The organism is Xenorhabdus budapestensis (assembly GCF_017743015.1).
GTDB lineage: Bacteria > Pseudomonadota > Gammaproteobacteria > Enterobacterales > Enterobacteriaceae > Xenorhabdus > Xenorhabdus budapestensis.
In genome coordinates, this window is the sequence record NZ_CP072455.1 from 1,170,377 (window position 1) to 1,190,462 (window position 20,086).

A 20,086-nucleotide genomic window follows, 5' to 3' on the forward strand; every position below is an offset into this window, starting at 1 on the left:
TTTAATCTTTTTTGTTTGTTTTTTATCGAAGAATGACTACCTAAAAATTGGTATTAATAAATGAGATCATAAATATCAATATATTAAATTTTTGTTATGTGATTAATATTTTTACAGGGATGAAATCTACATAAAGATCATATAATTTTATATAATCTTTCATATTTATTAAATAATAAATCAAGTTACCGGCTGATTTTCAATATTGGAATAAGATGGTTTTTTAATCAATGCAGCGGAGGCTTAACTAGCGGGATATTATTTCAAAATTAAATTCGAGATAAATAACTGTATCCTAATGGATTTCAAGTTACAGCCAACAAAGCTGCAACTTGAAGTATGACAAGGAGTATAAGCTGATATTCTTAAACAGCGGTAGCCAAAGTCTTATTCATCACCTGATGAAAACTACGCTTAAAATAAATTAATCCATGTCCCTCTTCACGAACAATAATCTGTTTTATTTCCACCAGATAAACATTATGAGTACCAATTTCCTGTACTTGTTCAATACTTCCTTCCAGATTGGCGAGTGTTCCTCTCAACATGGGTTGCTCCAGTATCCCTGTTTGCCAGATATCCCAACTAAAGCGCTCTTCCATACTGGATTCGGTCATGCCAGCAAAATGGCGGGCCATTAATTCTTGTTCATGATTCAGGATATTGACACACAGCCGGCCGTTTCCCTGAAATACCGGGTTCATGGTGCTGTTGCGATTCATACACACCATCAGAGTCGGAGGCGTATCTGTCACAGAGCAGACCGCCGTTGCTGTTATACCGCAGCGCCCTGCTGGGCCATCCGTAGTGATGATATTCACCGCAGCGGAAAGGCTTGCCATCGCATCCCTGAAACGCAAGCGATGCTCATTTTTTAAAGACATAATAAGCCTCCTGCTACTGATTTATTTCAGCAGCTTATCTAATAAATTAATATCGTGGTTATTATGTAAATGGGGTTTTGTCCAGCCATTCACATCGTAGTCAGAGAGACAGCGATCCACCAACTCCGTCATTTTCTTCATATTGCCGGAACCATACGCATGGCGCAGACATTGCAGGCGAATTTCATCCTGACTGCCGGCATAATTGATTTCGTACAATTCATGACGTCCGCCGAATTCACTACCGATAGCATCCCACATTAATTTCAAAATCTTAATTCGCTCCACATGATCAATACCATTGGAGCCACGTACATATTTTTCCAGGTACTTATTGATTTCAGGATTGTTCATATCCCGCACGCTGGATGGTAAATAAATTAATCCGCTAGTGACATTACTTTCAATGATGTTCTTAATTTTCGTATAAGCCATCGGTGCCATAATACGGTAAGTTTGTATTGCTTGTGTATCCGGCAGGTAGGCATTACCTTCCCACGGTTTGGCTTCTGCCCACATTGCATCGGTCAGAGACCAGAACAGATTGCGCCATGCCACGACTTCACCAAGATCTGCCTGAACACCACGAAAATCCACCACTCCAGTACATTCAAGACTCTTTTGCAGCAATCCGGTGATAAAGTCCAGTTTTACCGCCAGTCGTACACAAGCCTGTATTGGAAACAGGCGGGCAAATCCACTCTGGACAGCCCAATTACGAGCACGATCAAAATCGCGATAAATTAACACGTTTTCCCATGGAATTAATACTTTATCCATTATCAGAATGGCGTCATTTTCATCAAACCGGCTGGAAAGGGGATAATCGAAAGGTGAACCTGTGGCTCCCGCCACTAATTCATAGGAAGCCCGGGAAATTAATTTAACGCCTTCAGAATCCATCGGAGCGACGAACATCAAGGCAAAATCAGGGTTATCGCCGATGACTTGTGCTGAGCCAAAACCGATAAAATTATAGTGAGTCAATGCCGAATTAGTTGCGACTACTTTGGCACCACTGACAATAATGCCTGCATCTGTCTCTTTTTCTATTTGGATAAAAACATCTTTAACCTGATCAGCAGGTTTGTGACGATCAATCGGGGGATTAACTATCGCATGGTTGAAATAGAGCGCGTTTTCCTGAATGCGCTTATACCATATACGGGCGTTATCGGCGAATTGTCCGTAAAATTCAGGATAAGCACCTAACGCACAGCAAAATGCCGCTTTATAGTCAGGAGTACGGCCCATCCAGCCATAACTCTGGCGTGACCATTCAGCAATGGCATCGCGTTGTTGGCGGATATCATCGGGGCTGGTCGCGAAACGGAAGAACTTATGGGTATAACCGCCACTGCCAGTATCCGTATCCCAACAGAGTACATCATGGGTTTCTGGGGCATGCAGGGCATCATACAGTTGACCGATAGAGGTTGCCGCATTGCGAAAAGCGGGATGTGTAGTGACATCCTTAACTCGTTCACCATAGATATAAATTTCCCGTCCATCCTGAAGGGAATTCAGGTACTCTTTGCTGGTTAATGGGCGTTTATGATCGGCTCGCAAATCTTCTGGTCTCATGGCTACCTCATCATTCCGAAACCTCCTGTTTTGATTTGTTATCCTAATAGGAGGTTAAGTGTTAATTTTATGTTTCTTTATAGGGTTGATTGAAGCGATTGAGAGGAAAAACTTGAAGAGACTTTCAGAAGATCCGCTGGTACTTTTCGGTAAAATCGGATAATTTGTTGCGTAAATGTGATCGACTTTATGTTTTGATAATAATTTTTTGCACAGTTGCCAACGTGATATTCTGTTGCATGAGCACTGAGGATGGGGCAATTATTGAGGTGGCTGTACATTCTTTTCCCGCCAAACGCTCGGAGAGCATCCCACCAACCGATTAAAAAATCGGGCAAAATAAGCCGGGTCTTTGAAACCGAGTTGATATGTCACGTCAAATACAGGACTGTCACTGAACAACAATAACCGTTTAGCTTCCCGTAATAGCCGGTCAAATATTAATCTTTTTGGTGGTCGGTTGGCAAACCGACGACACATATCTTTCAGACGTGACTCAGTGACGCCCAGTTTTTGGGCGTATTCCGGTACAGTAAGATGTTCACGGTAATGTTGATCAATCAATTGGTTAAAACGCTGGAATAGTTTTAATTCTCCTCTGACTCCACCGGAATGGTGATCATCAAGGGGGATGCTGCGTAACAGGAAGGTAAACAGTGATTGCGCTAAAAAGGCCAATGATTGCTCGCGGCCAGCAAATTGGTTGGCAGACTCACGCCCGATCAGTGCCCAATAGTGGTTGAATGTCTCCAATTCATCAGGTTTATCCACGATAGAAAGGCAAATAGCGGGAATATCGATAAACTCCCGATGGAGAGGGTAGAGAGAATTAAGCAGGGGTGTAATCAACTCCTGGCGTACTGTCAGGACATAACCGTCGGTATCTTCTTGCGTAAAAAATGCGTGAGGAACGGAAGGAGGAGTCAGGATAAACAGAGGAGCCTGTACGGAGTAGCGAAGATCATCTAATTGTAATTCTATCCGGCCTGTTACCAGATAATGAAGCTGAAAAAAACCGTCATGGCGATGCGCCTGCATATCACGACCAAAAAAAGCGGCCATGCGTCCAAAAGTTTGATAGTGCACATCATCTGATCCCTGTGTTTCATCATAATCTTTGCTGATATCAATATTAGCAATGGTGGTTTTGCTCATATGAGTGTCTGACATCAATTTCTTCCCTTATTGAGATTTGTAATTAGGAGTATGGTTGATCGGGGCTATGATATTGCCTGTAGTTTTGACTTTTTCATTGGGATCAGCAAGACCATCAGTGCGCCGATAATGAGTAACCCAGCTACAAAATAGAGACCAAGGTCAAAACTACCCGTCTGATCTTTCAGCCATCCGATCAACAATGGACTAACAGCAGAACCTACATTTCCGGTGGCATTGATCACGGCAATCCCGATAGCACGTGCACGCAGGCTGATGGATTGATCAGGGGTTGTCCAGAATACCGCCATGGCAGTAAAGGAGCCGGTTGATGCCATGATGATCCCCAAAAGCTGCACCAGACTGTTGTTTGTCAGTGAAGTCAGGAGCCAACCGAAGGCGGCAAACAGATAGGGAAGTACCGTGTGCATTTTACGTTCTTGCAGGCGATCGGAACGGCGACTCCAATAAATCATACCCAAAATGGTACAGAACTGCGGAATAGCCGTTAGCAGGCCAATAACAACATGGCTGCTTTCCTGATTAAAACTCTGCATAATTTGTGGCGTCCAGATATTAATGGCGCTCAGGGTATTGGTCAGGCAGAAATAAGCGAAGGTGTACATCAGGACAATCGGGGTAAAAACTTCACGCCACAGGCTGGTTTTTGTTTGTGGGTTGTCAGCCTGAGCCCAAAAAATTCTATCGTTCTCTATCATCTCCTGAAGGCATTTTTTATCCTCGTTTGTCAGCCAGTTGGCCTTTTCCGGTGAATCATCCAGATAAAACCAGACAACAATGCCGAGTAAAACAGAGGGAAATCCTTCCAGAAAAAATAGCCACTGCCAGCCACGCAGATCCCAAATTCCATCCATTTCCAGAATATAACCGGAAGCCAGTGATCCAAACGCCATAGTGACAGGCATTGCGATCATAAACAGGGCATTAGCGCGGGCACGATAATAGGCTGGGAACCAATAGGTCAGATAGACCAGTATACCCGGCAGGAAGCCAGCTTCCGCAATACCTACCAGCATACGCAGGATATACAAACTGGTGGAGCCGGTGGCAAACATCGTAGCAGTAGAGGCAATACCCCACAGAACCATAATTGTGGCAATCCAGCGTCTGGCTCCTACAATACTCAGTATGATATTGCTGGGAATACCGAAAGCCACGTAAGTAACGTAAAACAGTGTAGCAGCCAGCCCGAACATGGTAGATGTGAGGCCAAGATCTTTTCCCATCGTTAAACCGGCAAAGCCAATATTAATGCGATCCAGAAAGGAAAATATAAACAGGACAAATAAAAACAGGATCAGGCGGCGAAACAATTTATTGATAACGTTTTGTTGTTGGGCAGTGAGTTGTTTATGTGGGTAAGCCGGATTATCGGATTTTTGTATGGCTTGAGGTGAACTGCTCATTGTTGTTACCTTTTTTATAATTAGTTATTTTTATGAATCGAGCTTTATTATGGATATTTAACTTGTTATGAACACTCTGTTTTTCTAGAAATAGAAGGAACGACAACTGCGATGGCAGATGCTGCGATTGGCATCTGCCCGATATACCCTGCATATTGAAATTTATTGAGTATAGAAAACATTTGGGTATAGCAAACACAATTCTGGCTCGGCAGAAGTACCCAGAATTCAATACCAGAATTTAATAAATACTGTTTGCAGGTGGGGTGATATTTTCCTGTTTCTTGCCAAAGCGGGCCGCTAATGAACTGACTGCTCCTGTCAGCAGTGTGATATCGACACCGACAGCAATAAACTGCACCCCAAGCTTCAGATAATGCTCCGCAGCTTCAATATTGGTCATCAGAATTCCCGCAGCTTTGCCTGTGGCTGTGATTTGGGTAATAGTCTGTTCAATCGCTGCCTTAACGTCAGGATGTTGAGGATTGCCAGGATATCCCATATCTGCACTGAGATCGGCCGGGCCGATAAATACGCCATCGACACCATCGACTGCCAGGATCTCTGCTAAATTATTCAAAGCTTCACGAGTTTCCACCTGAACCAAGACACACATTTCTTCATTGGCACGAGCCAGATAATTGGGAATGCGATTCCAGCGTGAAGCTCTTGCCAGCGCACTGCCTACACCACGAATGCCTTCAGGAGGATAGCGGGTTGCCCGTACTGCTTCGCGTGCTTGCTCAGCATCCTGAATCATTGGCACCAGCAATGTTTGAGTACCGATATCCAGTAATTGTTTGATAATGACGGGATCGTTCCACGGTGGACGGACAATGGGCTGGCTTGGATAAGGAGCTATTGCTTGTAGCTGGCTCAGAATTGAAGGAATATCATTAGGGGCGTGTTCTCCATCAATCAGTAACCAATCAAAACCTGCATTCGCCAGAATTTCGGCGCTGTATGAACTGCAAAGCCCAAGCCATAAACCAATTTGTGGTTGCCCCGATTGCAGGGCTTGTTTAAATCTATTTGTTAGCTGATCCATAAGTACACCCTAAATTCTTAAACAAAGTGGCAGCTGACTGAACCCAATACGCCGTAATCTACATGAAATGTATCGCCCTTACGGGCAGGGACGGGACGGGTGAAAGAGCCGCTAAGAATGATCTGACCAGCTTCAAGTTGAACACCATGCGAAGCTAATTTATTAGCCAGCCATGCGACTCCATTGGCAGGATGATCAAGAACCGCCGCAGCAACACCTGATTCCTCAACGATACCATTACGATAGAGTAGGGCGCTGACCCATCGCAAATCTAATTCATTGGGTTTGATGGGGCGCCCACCCATAATGACACCACCATTGGCTGCATTATCAGAAATCGTATCCAGCACTTTGCGCGGACGCTGGGTTTCAGGATCAATGTTATGACAGCGTGCATCGATCAGTTCTAATGTCGGAATAACGTAATCTGTCGCATTGTAAACATCAAACAACGTACAGTTTGGGCCGTACAGCGGTTTTGCCAGCACAAATGCCAGTTCGACCTCAATACGCGGCACAATAAAACGTTCGCAGGGAATATCGCTGCTTGCCTGAAAAAACATATCATCCAGCAATGAGCCATAATCCGGTTCATCAATTTGAGAACTAGCCTGCATGGCTTTGGAAGTCAGACCGATTTTATGCCCCTTCAACACCCGACCTTCTGCGATTTTCATACCGACCCATTCACGTTGAATGGCATACGCATCTTCAATGGTTATTTCCGGATAATCCAATGAGATTTGGCGGATCTGTTTACGGTCTTTTTCTGCCTGGTGTAAACGGCGCGCAACCTGTGATACGACTTCTTGTTGTAGCATAGTATGTTAAGCTCCTTTGGTTTATAACCCTCCGAAACAGAGGTATTTCACTTCCAGATAGTCTTCTATACCGTAACGTGAACCTTCACGTCCCAAGCCAGACTGTTTTATGCCTCCGAATGGCACAACTTCGTTAGAAATAAAACCTTCGTTAATACCGACCATGCCGCTTTCCAGAGCTTCAGCCACCCGGTAAATCCTGCCAAGATCGCGGGAGTAAAAGTAAGCGGCCAGGCCAAATTCCGTATTATTGGCAAGGCGGATAGCTTCTTCTTCATTACGGAATTTGAATAGGGCGGCCAAAGGGCCGAATGTTTCTTCATGAGTGATTAGCATTGTTTCGTCAACATCAGCCAGCACGGTTGGTTCGAAGAACAGTCCACCCAGTTTGTGTGATTCACCACCAGTAAGGAGCCGTGCACCACGGGAAACTGCATCACTAACATGAGCTTGTACTTTATCTACCGCCGCCTGATTAATCAGAGGCCCTTGTTGTGATGTGCTGTCATTAGCTGGCCCGACCCGTAGTTGTTTAACCGCCTGAGTCAGACGTTCAGCAAATGCCTCATAAATATTTTCCTGCACTAAAATCCGGTTGGCACAGATACAGGTCTGCCCGCTATTACGGAATTTTGTAGTCATGGCACCTTCTACCGCAGCATCCAAATCGGCATCATCAAAGACGATGAAAGGTGCATTGCCACCTAATTCAAGAGAGAGTTTTTTCACCGTATCGGCACTTTGCGCCATCAGTAACTTACCTACGCGAGTTGAGCCAGTGAAAGAGAGTTTGCGCACGATAGGGCTAGAAGTCAGAACTTCGCCAATGGCTTTGGCATCCATCCCCGTGACAATGTTAAAAACACCAGCCGGAACTCCCGCTTGCTCTGCCAATGCAGCCAGTGCCAGTGCAGAAAGTGGAGTTTCTGCGGCAGGTTTCAATACAATAGTACAACCTGCTGCCAGTGCCGGGCCGGCTTTACGGGTGATCATGGCATTAGGGAAATTCCACGGCGTGATAGCCGCGACGACCCCGATAGGTTGTTTGATGGTAGAAAGACGACGTCCTGGCATCGGGGAGGGGATAGTCTCCCCATAAATCCGCTTACCTTCTTCTGCAAACCATTCGATAAAACTGGCTCCATAGGCTATTTCTCCCATCGCTTCTGCATGAGTTTTTCCTTGCTCCATACTCAACAACTCGGCCAGAATTTTCTGGTTATCCATAATCAGATTGAACCACTGCCTGAGTATCTGACTACGCTGTTTAGCTGTTAAAGCTCGCCATGCAGGAAGCGCATTTTTAGCCGCCTTAATAGCGCGATGAGTTTCTGTTGCTCCCATGTCACTGACATTGGCGATGATGTCACCATTGGCAGGGTTGGTAACTGTAAAGGTTGCCTGATTATCCGCATCAACCCATTGCCCGTTAATATAAGCCTGCTGGCGCAGTAATAAGGTATCAAGTATTAAAGTATCGAAATGGTTTGTCATGGTTCTCTCTCCATTTAACAAAAAGGTGAACTTGGTTTTTCTGAATTAAATAACCTTAAATTACGCTGTTCATAATGTCTGATCGCTTGCCTTAAACAACTTATGAACGTTATTGGATTTATAATTCAGTATCGGATCAAGTTCTTCTATTGTGAAAGAGAGGCCAAGATAACGCTGTGCCATTAAATCAGCAAAATGGATTTTGATGAGCGAAAAAAGCATCTCCCCGACTTTCTGGCGATCTTCAAAGCTGCGTCCTGCACCGATTTTCAGTGTCATGTGAACAAAGGCATAGTCCTGTTTGCCATCCGCCATCTGCCATGTATCCAACCAAATCGCCCGGCTGCGGATACCACCCAGAGGGAAAATGCCTGAATCTGCAAGCGCCTGATTCACTTTGGCAAACAGTTCCGGTAAGTTGGCTTCTTTGCGAATATTTTCGGTACATTCAGCGTAAAAATGTGGCATGGTTAACTCCTGTCAGACGGTAGTTGTCTGATGAACAGAATCTGGTAACGGGAAAACGGCATTCACTTGTCCTGTCCCTGAGCTGGCAAATAATTCGGTAAGAAACTCGACGTTACCGTCGTATTTATCCCAACCAAGCAGCCCAAGTAACATTACGGTATCATGCATATTGCCTTCACCGTGGCAGTAGTGGGCATATTCAGGCAGCATTTTGCAGAATTCTTTGAACTTGCCTTCCTTCCAGAGTTCCACGACCCGGCGATCCATTTGTTCATCAAACTCACGGGTATAACTGTTCATTCCTTCTTCAGCACGTTGATCATCAATGAAACTGTGAGACAGCGAGCCACTTGCCAAAACTGCAACTGTACCATCATATTTTTCAATCGCTCGTAAAATAGCCGCTCCTAATTTACGGCTGTCTGCAAAAGCATGAACGGTGCAAAAGGCAGAAATCGAAATCACTTTGAAATGGCGGTCACTATTCATATAGCGCATTGGAACTAATGTGCCATATTCCAGTTTCAGACTTGGGATTTCATGTGATTGCGCGCGAACACCCATCTTACAGGCTTCTTCTGCAATAATTCGTCCCAGTTCGGGATTGCCGTCATACTCGTAACTCATATCACGAATAAAATGCGGCAATTCGTTACTGGTATAAATACCGGAGAAATGCTCTGCACAGTTAATATGATAGGCGCTGTTTACCAGCCAATGGGTATCGAACACAATGATGGTATCAACATCTAACTCTCGGCAACGTCGGCTGATCTCTTTATGCCCGTCAATGGCACTCTGTCTGCAACCGTGATGTTTGCCCGGTAATTCGGACAAGTACATAGAAGGTACATGTGTAATTTTTGCTGCTAACGCTAACTTGCCCATAAATCCTCACTTAATATCAGGATGGTGAAACGTGGTTAACGCTGGAATTGATTACACTTTTCCCGTGTCAAAAACCTCAGTCCGGGTTAAAGCTTCCAATTCTGAATCAAAGCCCCCAGCGAGGAATCGAATGATTTCCCATTGAAATACAAACATTTTTTACTTCAGCAAAAACTTCAAAACTGTATTCGCCACCTTCGCGTCCTACACCTGAGGCTTTCACGCCACCAAATGGCTGGCGCAGATCGCGTACGTTCTGACAATTGACGAATACCATGCCAGCTTCAATACCATGGGCCAATCGCAGGACTTTGCTCACATCCTGTGTCCAGATATAAGATGCCAAACCGTATTCCACGTCATTGGCCATGCGCAGCCCGTCTTCTTCGCTCTTGAATGGCAGCAAGCAAGCAACAGGACCGAAGATCTCTTCTTGCGCTATACGCATCCGGTTATCTACATCTGCTAATACAGTCGGACGCAGGAAATGACCATTTTTCAGGTGTTCAGGCAGATCGGTGGGTTTATCCGGGCCGCCTGCCAGCAGGGTTGCCCCTTCTTCAATGCCAAGGCGGATATAACCGGAAACCTTTTCCCAATGTTGTTGACTAATCAGGCTGCCGACTTGTGTATTCAGATCCTGCGGATCACCGATACGCAGCCGATTGGCGCGTTCAGCAAAGCGCTTAACAAATTCAGGATAGATACTTTCCTGAATAAAAATACGGGAACCTGCGGTGCAACGTTCACCATTAAGCGAAAAAATCGTGAATAGAGCAGCATCTAATGCACGTTCAATATCGGCATCTTCAAAGATCAGCACCGGAGATTTTCCGCCCAGCTCCATCGAATATTTTTTCAGCCCTGAATTTTGCATAATCAGGCGGCCAGTCGCTGTTCCGCCAGTAAAAGAGACAGCACGAACATCATGATGTTTTACCAGAGCATCCCCTGCCGTATTACCGTAGCCCTGTACCACATTCAGCACTCCTGCTGGAATACCCGCTTCCAGAGCCAGTTCGCCTAATCGGTCGGCTGTGAGTGGCGAAAGTTCGGACATTTTCAAAACTGCGGTGTTTCCCAGCGCCAGACAAGGAGCAACTTTCCATGTAGCGGTCATAAAAGGCACATTCCACGGGGAAATCAGTGCACAAACGCCCACAGGTTGGAGCAATGTATAATTGAGCATCTTGTCATCAACGGGATAAGTTCGCCCGTTCATCTGCTGACAGATTTCAGCAAAGAAATCAAAATTATGGGAAGCGCGTGGGATAAGTACATTTTGTGTTTGGTGGATTGGCAGACCAGTATCCTTGGTTTCCATTGCGGCAATATCAGGAACATTCTGATCGATTAACTCACCTAAACGGCGCATCAGGCGTGCGCGTTCTTTCATTGGAGTATTTGCCCATTTGGGAAAGGCTTCTTTGGCGGCGGCAACTGCCTGATCAATCTCCTCTTTTCCTCCTGAAGCAACTTCTGCCAACACCTCTCCGGTTGCAGGATTTGTCGTTTCAAAATAAGTTTTGCTGCTAATGTTCTTGCCGTTGATCCAGTGGTTAATGGTGGTCATGACAAACTTTCCTCATATTCTTGCTGGCTGACAATATGATTTACCAAACGTCCGATGCCTTCGATTTCCACAATGACTTCATCACCGGGAACGACATCGGATAGCCCTTTAGGGGTGCCTGTAGCAATCATGTCCCCTGGTTGTAACGTCATAAAGTCACTTAAGTAGGCGAGCAGGAAGGGAATATCGAAGATCAAATCTGCGGTTGTTCCACGCTGGCGTAGCTCACCATTGACCCAAGTGCTCAAGGTTAGGTTATGAGGATCGGCGATCTCATTTTTGTCAACAATCCACGGGCCGATTGGCGTTAATGTATCGCGACTTTTTACGCGCAGATTAGGGCGATAATAATTTTCCAGATAATCCCGGATAGCGTAATCGTTACAGAGGGTATAGCCTGCAACGTAATCCATCGCATCTGCTCTGGAAACCTGATGAGCAGGTTTACCAATCACGACAACTAACTCTGCCTCATAATGCATATATTCCACATTGTCAGGGCGGACAGAAACCTGACGATGGCCTGTGAAGCTATTGGCTGCCTTGATAAATACCAGAGGCTCTTCTGGCGGTTTAAATTCCAGCTCGGTTGCATGATCGGCGTAATTTAGACCTAATGCGAATAGTGTTCCATTGGCGGGGGGAAGCCACAAAACATCAAGTTTGCTGACTTTGCTACCATCGGGGAGCAACACATTTTCCTGTTCATCAACAGTGACATGAAGATCCTGGCCTTGATAATGAACTCTGGCGTGTCTCATGCTTGACCTCCTGCCAATACAACTGAGTTTTGTAAAGCTGGGAAGCCATCAGCGTTGATCGTGACGGTATCATTGGGATGGAGAGTAACGCGCTGGTGTGGGGTTCCCAGCAGAATGACATCACCTTCTTTTAAGGTGGCAAAATCACTTAATGCGGACAAAAGTTCTGACGAAGAGCGTACCAGATCTTTTGTTGACCAACGGTCAACTTCCTGACCGTTGATTTCGGTTGTGATCTCAAGTGAATCCACGTTTCTTGTACTGATCATCTGGCCGATTGGGCAAAAGCCATCCCGGCATTTAGCTTTTATGGCGGGACGATAAAATGACGTTTCTGGCAAGCTGACTTCATTTGCCAGTGCATAACCGGCAATGTATTGCTCAGCGTCTTTAACGGAAACTCTGCGGGCGGGTTTGCCTGCCTTGTCTGTGCCGATAAACAGCGCCAACGTTGCGCCACTTTGTACAGTTTCTCCAATAGGATGAGGAATGATATCACCGGAAGCAATAACGGTATTGTGCGGTTTGATAAACCAAATTGGAGTTTGAGGTGGTGTGTTATAAGGTGCTTCGTGAAATGCCTTGCGCCAAAAATCAAGCTGGCTATTGTGGTTGAGAGCGACGGCAAAAACGGTGCCTTTCATTAACAACTCCTTAAAAGCTGAGCGACGTAAAGACGTGTCGCAAGAACAGTTATTAATGTATTAATAAATCAAGTTCTGATGATGTTCAATATGTTAAGCTAATTGTTAATTTTAATTGTGATCTCTGTAACAACATCCTGTCTATGATTGTTTTTAACACATAAAGATCAAGCCATTATATTATCTACCAGGTCATTTGGTATTTCATTTAACTCTTTGTTAACTTTCTATGGCAAAATAATTTTATTTATTTGTTAATATTGAATTCTTTTCCCTTTGTGGATAGTTATGAGCATGTTAGTCTCTTTGCCGTTAATGTTGTCTATAATCGGTAGCGTGCGCGTTCAACTTATAGAGAATTACCCGTGGTTAACTTTAAGAGTCACCTTTAATTATGCATGAATCCTTGACAATAGCATTGCTTCAAGCTCGGGAAACCGCGATGAGTTTTTTCCGTCCGATATTGAAGAGTTATAATCTAACTGAGCAGCAATGGCGCATTATTCGTGTACTTGCGAGTAGTCGTTCGATTGATTTTCATGATTTGGCCAATCTCACCTGTATCTTACGTCCTAGCTTGACGGGTATTCTGACTCGCATGGAGCGTGATGGTCTGATCTTTCGTTTAAAACCTATGAATGATCAACGAAAATTATACGTTTCTCTGACTCCGGCGGGTCAGGAACTGTATGAAGAAGCAAAAGGAAAAGTTGATGAAGGTTATGAGGCAATTGAAGCTGCTTTCTCTCCAGAAAAATTAGCTCAACTTTTAGGATTATTGGATGAGTTTATTTCTATCGGAAATCGTTCTCAGGACGATATAGATGAAAATGAAGAACAGTAGCGATAGATGTGTATTAATATATTAATTAATTGATACTTTAATGATAAGAGAAAGAGCACCGGAATAAACTGGCCGTGATTTTCTGAGCAGTTTATTCCGGTGGTTTCTCTGTTATTTGGTAAATTGAACTAATTGTTAGAACTTATTGATTTTATTTATGGTTCATAAAATATATTTATGCCAAAGCTTTCCTATCTATATGCTATACGGAATAACTCATATTCAATATTGGAGTTGAATATGTCGGAGCAAAAATAATACACGAGTGATATTCCAAACTTTTTTATTTATGATATTTATTTTAATTTAAACATTTTTTATCACATATTGTGAAATTATTTTCTCAATATCCTTGTGTACGTTTTCTTATGGGCGAGGAAACCTGAAATGACGGCCAGTAACAATGCCATAGAAGCTAGTAAACCACCAGTCAAATTGAGGATAGAATAACTATAATTAGCTGCGATAATGACCCCGCCTAACCATGCTCCTATGGCATTACCCAAATTAAAAAATCCAATATTGACAGAAGAAACGAGATTAGGTGCACCGGCTTCCTGGGCTTTATCCATCACCAGGCGCTGAATTGGTGATACTGTGGCAAAACCAAGTGCGGCCATAAGGAATATACTCAAACAGGCAATAAATGGATTGTCACCGGAGATCCAGAACATAAACAAAACTAAAGCTTGTGACCCCAGAGTCCAATATAGCAATGGCATCATGGCTTTATCTGCCAGTTTTCCACCAACAATATTGCCAAAAAAGAATCCCAGCCCTAGTATTACAAGGACCCATGTGATTGCACTTTCAGGTAATCCTGCAACATTGGTCATTAATGGTGCAATATAAGTAATAGAAGTAAAGAAAGCAGCAGGCCCCAGAACAGTGATCCCCATAGCCAGCAGGACGTGAACATTGGAAAAAGCTAACAACTCCTTTTTGATACTGGCAGGGGCTTGTTGATTGAATTTAGGCAGTAATTTTAAGATTCCAAGTAATGCGATAACGCCGATAACTGTAATGATGGCAAACGTGACCCGCCAGGAAACCACTTTTCCTATCCATGTGCCAAGAGGTATCCCAACCAAATTAGCAAGCGTCATGCCACTGAACATAAATGCAATAGCGGTTGTCTTTTTATCTTTCGGCACCAGTTCTGCCGCAATAATCGCCCCTATCCCCATAAAAGCGCCGTGAGTCAGCGAGGCAACAATACGACCAATAATAGCCAGATAAAATGTAGGGGATAAAGTCGTCAGCATATTTCCGATAATGAATAATACCATTAACATAGCGAGCATCTTTTTTCTCTCTATGCGCCCACCCAGAATAATCAAAACGGGTGCCCCAATAAATACACCGAGTGCATAACTGGTGACCATATATCCTGCTGTGGGTATTGATATACTAAAGTCAATGGCAATTTCCGGAAGCAAACCAGCGATAATAAATTCAGTTGTGGCGATTCCAAATGTTGCTAAAGCTAGAACCCAAATAGCTGCTGGCATAGAGTGCTCCTGATCAGAGAATGAATAATAGGGGTGTAATAAAACCTGTTATTATTATCACAGAGTGTGTTTATTTCTGAATGCGAAGAATGATATATCAATATATTCATATAGCATTCAATTTGGAAGTAGCTGAAAAATTTTCTGTTCCATCAATCACTATATTTCAAGTTGCCACCAATTAAAGTGGCAACTTGAAAGAAATCACTTATCCTGCATTTTCTTTCCTGTAAGCCAAAGCAACAGCCAATGATTGCGTCAGACATAACGTGGCTGATTGAGAACGGAATGCATCAACTTTTGCCTCCTTCACCACAAAGCAAATGTCACTGAAACTTGCCAGTGGGCTGATCTGGCTGTCAGTAATCACAATCTGCTTTGCTCCGGCCTGTGCTGCTCTTTCACTGACCATTACCGTTTCTTCGGCATACGGTGTAAAACTGATAGATACCACAACATCATCAGCGCCAATCATATTCATCTGTTCGCGAAACATTCCGCCCAAGCCATCCACCAGCAAGGGACGGCACTCCAGATGGCTCAGAGCATAAGCAAAGTATGACGCGATGCTGAAAGATCGGCGTAGCCCGATAATGTAAATATTGTGAGCATTTGCCAATAAATCTACGGCCTTATTTAAATCCTCCACAGGGATGCGGGCGGCAAGTTGCTGAATGGCCTGTGCATTAGAATAGGCAAACTCCTGCAAAATATATTGTGGATCTTCCGGTTTCTGTTTATCGCCGTCCAACGCCTTGAACAGGCGGGCTCTATCTGTATAACTGGCTGTTTCTTCTACCAGATTCATACGAAATAGTTGTTTCATTTCATTGAATCCGCTGAAATCAAAAGCATTGGCAAAGCGAATAAGCGTGGAAGGTGGAACATTGGCCTTTTTTGCGATAACCGCAACAGTATCAAATGCTACGCTATTGGTATTATCCAAAACATATCTTGCAACTTGTTGTAACCGTTTACTTAACTCATCATAACGCGAGCGAACTTGTTCTTGCAGTTCATGCAGATTCGACGCAGCAGACATAATGCCTCCCTAAGAAATTGTAATGAAATTGATAAGTTATTCATCGTCAGGCAAGCCTGTTAAATGCAGGCGAAGATGTTCGCAAGTTGCCACTGTCTAATGAATGTAATTGCACAAAAATAGCGTGTTGATCACATTAATAAAATGGTATTTCAATTCTTATTGAAAATGAAATATATATTTCATATATCTGTAGCATCGTGATTCAATTCATAATGATTCAACTCATCTTAAATGGTTAACCTTATAATTGTATTGAGAGAGGCTCAGAATGGAACAGATTAAAAATTTTATTGGCGGGCAACTCATTGGTAGTCAAAGTGATCGTATTTCATTCGTGTCTAACCCGGCGACAGGACAGTCAATTCGTCAAGTTGCCATGAGTACAGTCCATGAGACTAAATCAGCTATTAGATCTGCTCATCAGGCCTTTAAAGAGTGGTCTAAAACCCCTCCATTGAAAAGAGCCAGGATCATGTTCAAATTTAAGTCACTACTCGAAGAAAATCAGGATCGGCTGGCTTGTCTGATTTCCGAAGAACATGGAAAAATCTATTCTGATGCTACGGGGGAATTGACTCGTGGCCTTGAAGTTGTCGAATTTGCCTGTGGTATTCCCCACTTACAGAAAGGAGAACATTCTGCCAATGTGGGTACAGGAGTTGATAGTCATTCCCTGATGCAGCCACTGGGCGTTTGTGCAGGGATTACTCCATTTAATTTTCCGGCAATGGTCTCTATGTGGATGTTCCCGATTGCGTTAGCGACGGGAAATACTTTTGTCCTGAAACCTTCTGAAAAAGATCCTTCTCTCTCAATCGAACTGGCTAAATTATTGCAGCAGGCCGGTTTGCCGGATGGGGTATTTAATGTTGTACAAGGAGATAAGGAAGCCGTAGATGTATTGCTGACCGATCCTCATGTTGAGGCGGTGAGTTTTGTTGGTTCTACACCGATTGCAGAATATGTTTATACCACGGCATCCGCACATGGTAAGCGTTGTCAGGCATTGGGTGGAGCGAAAAATCACAGCATTCTTATGCCGGATGCCGATATGGATATGGCTGCAAATGCCATTATCGGGGCAGCCTTTGGCGCAGCAGGAGAGCGTTGTATGGCATTGTCTGTTGTTTTGGCGATCGGGGATGAAATTGCAGATGAATTAGTAGCAAAACTCCGAAATCAAATTGACAAAATGGCAGTCGGTGCTGGGATCACTGAAGGCAGGGAAAACGACATGGGGCCAGTCATCTCTGAGCAACACAAAGCTAAAATCTGTAATTACATTAACAGTGGTATAGCTCAGGGAGCGAAATTGCTGGTGGACGGGCGTGAATATCAGGTTCCTGGTTATGAAAACGGCTATTTCGTTGGGCCGACCCTGTTTGATTATGTCACGCCAGATATGGAAATCTATCAGGAAGAGATATTCGGGCCAGTATTATCCATTGTTCGCGTACCGGATTATGCAACAGCCTTGAAACTGATTAATCAGCATGAATACGGTAATGGGGCTGCTATCTTTACCCGTGATGGGGAAACTGCTCGTCAATTCAGTGAAGATGTATTGGCTGGCATGGTTGGCGTCAATATTCCTATTCCTGTGCCAATGGCATTCCATAGTTTCGGGGGGTGGAAGCGTTCCATTTTTGGCCCGTTGAATGTACATGGCAATGATGGTGTACGTTTCTATACCAGAATGAAAACAGTAACCAGTCGCTGGCCAGCCAGTGTGCGTCTGGAGCACCATGACGGCAACTTCAACATGCCAACGATGGAGTAATCCTATGAATACATCAATAACGCATGTGCAGGCAACGAATACACAAAAGATGACAATGGCTCAGGCTCTGGTCAAATTTCTCAATCAGCAATACATCAACGTTGACGGGGAGGAGTTCCCCTTTATTTGCGGCATCTTCACCATATTTGGCCACGGTAATGTGGTGGGATTGGGGCAGGCGTTAGAACAAGAATCGGGGCACCTCAGAATTTATCAGGGGTGTAATGAACAAGGCATGGCGCATATTGCCACCGGTTTTGCCAAGCAGAAAAAACGCCGACAGGTTTTTGCTGTAACCTCTTCTGTCGGACCGGGGGCAGCCAATATGGTTACAGCCGCTGCTACAGCAACTGCGAACCGTATCCCGTTACTATTATTACCGGGAGATACTTTTGCATGTCGTCAGCCCGATCCGGTTTTACAGCAGGTTGAACAGTATAATGACGGCACCATCAGCACTAACGATTGTTTTCGCCCTGTGTCACGTTATTGGGATCGTATTGCCAGACCTGAACAATTGATGAGTGCAATGATCCACGCCATGCGAGTATTAACTGATCCGGCAGATACTGGCGCAGTTACCATCTGCTTACCGCAGGATGTGCAGGGGGAAGTATGGAATTACCCTGATTACTTTTTCCAGAAACGAGTGCATCGTCTTGAACGCCGGCCTGCTTCTTTGCCCCGTATTCAGGATGCCGTAGAGCTCATCCAGCGTAAGAAAAAACCGTTGCTGGTTTGCGGGGGCGGAGTCCGTTATTCCGATGCTCATGCAGTTTTCCGTCAATTCGCTGAAACTTTCAATATCCCATTTGCTGAAACACAGGCAGGCAAAAGTGCTATTGTCGCAGCACATCCCTTGAATTGTGGCGGGCTCGGTACAACGGGTTGCCTGGCGGCAAATTTGCTGGCTAAAGAAGCTGATCTAATCATAGGTGTTGGTACACGTTTTACTGACTTTACTACTGCATCAAAATCTTTGTTCCAAAATCCGGAAGCTGAATTTATTACGATTAATGTAGCGGAATTTGATGCCTGCAAGCTGGATGCCGTCGCAGTTATTGCTGATGCCAGGGAAGGACTGAATGCGATTACTCAGGCACTGATGAAAACAGCATGGCGTTCTGACTGGCAGCAGGAGATTATTCAGGCGAAAGCAACCTGGCAACAAGAACTGTCACGACTGTTTTCCATACAGTATCAGGTCGGGGACAAACCGGAAATTGCGGGGCATCTGGATGATAAATTAAATGAATACAGTGAAACATTACAGACCAACCTGACTCAGACACGGGTACTAGGCCTGATGGATCATCACCTAGAACCTAATGCCATTATTGTTGGTGCAGCAGGTTCCTTGCCGGGAGATTTACAGCGATTGTGGCAGCCTAAAGAGCCTGATACTTATCACCTTGAATACGGTTATTCCTGCATGGGATATGAAATAGCAGCAGCACTGGGGGCAAAACTTGCCTGTCCGAACCAACCTGTTTATGCAATGGTTGGGGATGGATCTTATATGATGTTACACAGTGAATTACAAACGGCGATTCAGGAAAACATCAAGATTACCGTGTTGTTATTTGATAATGCTGGTTTTGGTTGCATTAATAACTTGCAGATGAGTCAGGGTATGGGGAGTTTTGCGACAGAAAATCGCTATCGTAATCAACAAAGTGGTCAATTAGATGGTGCACTTGTACAGGTAGATTTTGCTAAGAACGCAGAAAGTTATGGCTGCAAAAGTTACCAGGTACATAACGAACAGCAACTGATTGCTGCTTTACAGGATGCCAGAACACAACCCCGCGCAACTCTAATCGATATTAAAGTGCTGCCAAAAACCATGACCCATGATTATGAATCATGGTGGAGAACAGGAACAGCACAGGTTGCAGACAACCCTGCTGTTACAACGGTGGCTGAAAACATCAGGCAATATGTGGAGAAATACACTCGTCAATATTAATCTTCTTGCGATGTAGCCCCTGCAATATGGTTTGATGCTGCCTGCCTAGTGGTGAAACGAACCATTCTATGTTGGATATGGAAATTTTATTTCATATCCAATCATGTCGCTGTCATTGTTTGTTGATCACGGTTTATTGATCACATTGTATTCTTTTAACCATGCCTTAGTGGAATGATTATTTTATATT

General features: G+C 44.2%; 17 protein-coding genes. 3 read left to right on the plus strand and 14 right to left on the minus strand.

All coding sequences use genetic code 11. The features are described 5' to 3' along the window. Positions 1-365: 365 nt before the first annotated feature. The 12 genes from hpaC to HGO23_RS05380 form a co-directional block, all read right to left on the minus strand. Positions 366-884 carry a 4-hydroxyphenylacetate 3-monooxygenase, reductase component gene (hpaC, locus tag HGO23_RS05325; protein WP_209028197.1) on the minus strand — a complete coding sequence of 173 codons (519 nt, stop codon included), beginning with the start codon at positions 882-884 and terminating at the stop codon, positions 366-368. A 21-nt stretch (positions 885-905) separates the two neighbouring features. Further along, the gene (gene hpaB, locus HGO23_RS05330) at positions 906-2,468 is read right to left on the minus strand and encodes a 4-hydroxyphenylacetate 3-monooxygenase, oxygenase component (RefSeq protein ID WP_209028198.1); all 1,563 of its coding nucleotides are present in this window, start codon (positions 2,466-2,468) and stop codon (positions 906-908) included. A gap of 261 nt (positions 2,469-2,729) precedes the next feature. Next, a complete protein-coding gene (gene hpaA, locus HGO23_RS05335; protein ID WP_209028199.1) occupies positions 2,730-3,638 on the minus strand; it encodes a 4-hydroxyphenylacetate catabolism regulatory protein HpaA in 909 nt (302 codons plus the stop codon). A gap of 50 nt (positions 3,639-3,688) precedes the next feature. Continuing rightward, positions 3,689-5,050, minus strand: coding sequence for a 4-hydroxyphenylacetate permease (gene hpaX / locus HGO23_RS05340; protein ID WP_209028200.1), 1,362 nt, complete (start codon positions 5,048-5,050; stop codon positions 3,689-3,691). Between the two features lie 241 nt (positions 5,051-5,291). Beyond that, entirely contained in the window at positions 5,292-6,098 is an 807-nt protein-coding gene (hpaI, locus tag HGO23_RS05345) for a 4-hydroxy-2-oxoheptanedioate aldolase (protein WP_209028201.1), read from the minus strand. A 17-nt stretch (positions 6,099-6,115) separates the two neighbouring features. After that, complete coding sequence (gene hpaH, locus HGO23_RS05350; protein ID WP_099136049.1) at positions 6,116-6,919, minus strand: 2-oxo-hept-4-ene-1,7-dioate hydratase; 804 nt, start codon at positions 6,917-6,919, stop codon at positions 6,116-6,118. Positions 6,920-6,940: 21 nt separating this feature from the next. Beyond that, positions 6,941-8,413 (minus strand): NAD-dependent succinate-semialdehyde dehydrogenase, encoded by a 1,473-nt coding sequence (locus HGO23_RS05355; protein ID WP_209028202.1) that lies wholly within the window; start codon positions 8,411-8,413, stop codon positions 6,941-6,943. 69 nt (positions 8,414-8,482) lie between these two features. Next, entirely contained in the window at positions 8,483-8,881 is a 399-nt protein-coding gene (locus HGO23_RS05360; RefSeq protein ID WP_099136047.1) for a 5-carboxymethyl-2-hydroxymuconate Delta-isomerase, read from the minus strand. 12 nt (positions 8,882-8,893) lie between these two features. Beyond that, complete coding sequence (gene hpaD, locus HGO23_RS05365; protein ID WP_209028203.1) at positions 8,894-9,769, minus strand: 3,4-dihydroxyphenylacetate 2,3-dioxygenase; 876 nt, start codon at positions 9,767-9,769, stop codon at positions 8,894-8,896. Positions 9,770-9,875: 106 nt separating this feature from the next. Next, a complete protein-coding gene (gene hpaE, locus HGO23_RS05370; RefSeq protein WP_209028204.1) occupies positions 9,876-11,342 on the minus strand; it encodes a 5-carboxymethyl-2-hydroxymuconate semialdehyde dehydrogenase in 1,467 nt (488 codons plus the stop codon). Further along, positions 11,339-12,103 (minus strand): fumarylacetoacetate hydrolase family protein, encoded by a 765-nt coding sequence (locus HGO23_RS05375; RefSeq protein ID WP_209028205.1) that lies wholly within the window; start codon positions 12,101-12,103, stop codon positions 11,339-11,341. Before HGO23_RS05375 ends, hpaE begins: the two co-directional genes overlap by 4 nt. Then, the gene (locus HGO23_RS05380; protein WP_209028206.1) at positions 12,100-12,747 is read right to left on the minus strand and encodes a fumarylacetoacetate hydrolase family protein; all 648 of its coding nucleotides are present in this window, start codon (positions 12,745-12,747) and stop codon (positions 12,100-12,102) included. Before HGO23_RS05380 ends, HGO23_RS05375 begins: the two co-directional genes overlap by 4 nt. A 394-nt stretch (positions 12,748-13,141) precedes the next feature. On the opposite strand from HGO23_RS05380, the gene hpaR reads away from it, so the two are divergent. Next, positions 13,142-13,591 carry a homoprotocatechuate degradation operon regulator HpaR gene (hpaR, locus tag HGO23_RS05385; protein WP_099136042.1) on the plus strand — a complete coding sequence of 150 codons (450 nt, stop codon included), beginning with the start codon at positions 13,142-13,144 and terminating at the stop codon, positions 13,589-13,591. Positions 13,592-13,926: 335 nt separating this feature from the next. Here the strand turns inward: hpaR and HGO23_RS05390 are convergent, their stop codons facing one another. Together HGO23_RS05390 and HGO23_RS05395 are read right to left on the minus strand one after the other, a co-directional pair. Next, entirely contained in the window at positions 13,927-15,102 is a 1,176-nt protein-coding gene (locus HGO23_RS05390; protein ID WP_209028207.1) for an MFS transporter, read from the minus strand. A gap of 208 nt (positions 15,103-15,310) precedes the next feature. After that, on the minus strand, positions 15,311-16,144 hold the full coding sequence (locus HGO23_RS05395; protein WP_209028208.1) for a MurR/RpiR family transcriptional regulator: 834 nt from the start codon (positions 16,142-16,144) through the stop codon (positions 15,311-15,313). Between the two features lie 271 nt (positions 16,145-16,415). Between HGO23_RS05395 and HGO23_RS05400 the strand changes: the two genes are divergently transcribed. Both HGO23_RS05400 and iolD read left to right on the plus strand, forming a co-directional pair. After that, a complete protein-coding gene (locus HGO23_RS05400; protein WP_099136039.1) occupies positions 16,416-17,927 on the plus strand; it encodes a CoA-acylating methylmalonate-semialdehyde dehydrogenase in 1,512 nt (503 codons plus the stop codon). A gap of 4 nt (positions 17,928-17,931) precedes the next feature. Continuing rightward, positions 17,932-19,896: a 3D-(3,5/4)-trihydroxycyclohexane-1,2-dione acylhydrolase (decyclizing) gene (gene iolD, locus HGO23_RS05405; RefSeq protein WP_209028209.1), complete on the plus strand. Its 1,965-nt coding sequence runs from the start codon at positions 17,932-17,934 to the stop codon at positions 19,894-19,896. Positions 19,897-20,086: the final 190 nt, after the last annotated feature.